The 1,330-nt window shown below is 63.4% G+C and carries 2 protein-coding genes; one reads left to right on the forward strand and one right to left on the reverse strand.

Translation table 11 applies throughout. The features are described 5' to 3' along the window. Window positions 1–147: 147 nt before the first annotated feature. Window positions 148–962, forward strand: a protein-coding gene (locus ABZ070_RS37400) for an IS5 family transposase (RefSeq protein ID WP_356640666.1) whose coding sequence is annotated in 2 segments (ribosomal slippage) — window positions 148–495 and window positions 498–962 — 813 coding nt in all. Because the reading frame shifts where the segments join, the coding sequence is not laid out codon by codon here. Window positions 963–1,244: 282 nt separating this feature from the next. Here the strand turns inward: ABZ070_RS37400 and ABZ070_RS37405 are convergent. After that, window positions 1,245–1,330 (reverse strand): multicopper oxidase domain-containing protein (locus ABZ070_RS37405; RefSeq protein WP_356640668.1); only part of this gene is annotated, 86 nt, incomplete at its 5' end.

Here is a 1,330-nt window from a genome sequence, read left to right on the forward strand (position 1 = left end):
CGAGCAACCCAACACAACAAAACACTCGCACTGCCCGCCGCACAGACGTGATCACAACACCAGCCGCTACCCCAGCACGACCTCACGCTAATCACGCACGAGGTCGTAAGACCGTGTCCTACATGGCCTGTTGACAGTTGTCCTGGCATGGGGAGTGGGCGGTGGGGATGGATCGTGCCGGATGGCCTGTGGGAGCTCGCCAGGCCCCTGTTGCCTCCGGCTCGCGTGCGGCCGCAAGGCGGTGGGGTTGCGAACATCGATGATGAGGCGGTGTTCGCCGCGATCATCTACGTACTGGTCAGCGGTTGTGCCTGGCGGGCCTTGCCGCCTTGCTTCGGGGCGTCGAAGTCGACCGTGCATCGCCGGTTCGTCATCTGGTCCCGTGCGGGAGTCTGGGGCCGGCTCCATCAGAAGGTTCTCCAGCTCCTGGACGAACGGGGCCTGGTCGACCTCTCCCGCGTGGTCCTCGACTCGGCCCATGTCCGTGCTAAAAAGGGGGCGAACTTGCAGGTCCGAGCCCCGTGGACCGGGGTAAGCCAGGTTCCAAGATGCATGTCCTGTCCGACGCGGACGGACTGCCCCTACGCGTCGGACTCTCCGCGGCCAACACCCACGACAGCCAGGCACTGAAGCCAATGCTGTCCCATTTCCACATGGGACACGAATCCCATGCGGCCGAATCCAAGCCCCAACGCATGCACGCAGACAAGGCGTACGACGTCCCTCACCTGCGGAGATGGCTATGGGGCAAGCGTATTGGAGTCCGGATCGCCCGCAAGGGCATCGAGTCCAGCGAACGTCTCGGCCGCCGAAGGTGGGTCATCGAGCGGACGATGTCGTGGTTAACCGGCTACCGCCGACTCAACCACCGCTACGAGCGACATCCAGGCAACTACCTGGCCTTTCTCGGGCTGGCAGCCTCCGTCTGCTGCTACAAACGCTTCCGCAGCCTCACCATGTAGGACACGGTCTAAAGACGGAATTCCCCGAGGGCTGATGGGTGAAGCGGGATTCGGGGCGACAAGTTCGGGCCCCGTCGCATCCGCCATCCGCGGGCACCACCGGGATACTGTCGGCGTCGCGGCGGACGCGGAGGGAGGGATTAGCGAGACGACACGTTCCTACAAAGATCAACCGACGCCCGCAGACTACTGCCGCCACCAAGTCTAACTGCCAACCCTCAGCGGAACTCATTCTGAATGATCAGCAAGGTCGACCGATGGTACTCGGGCGCTGGCGTTGGGCTACGCGTCGTAGGTGACGGTGGTCATCATGCCGGATTCGGAGTGGTAGATGTTGTGGCAGTGGAGCATCCAGTCGCCGGGGTTGT

The sequence above is a fragment of the Streptomyces sp. NPDC006283 genome, from assembly GCF_040613325.1.
Lineage (GTDB): Bacteria > Actinomycetota > Actinomycetes > Streptomycetales > Streptomycetaceae > Streptomyces.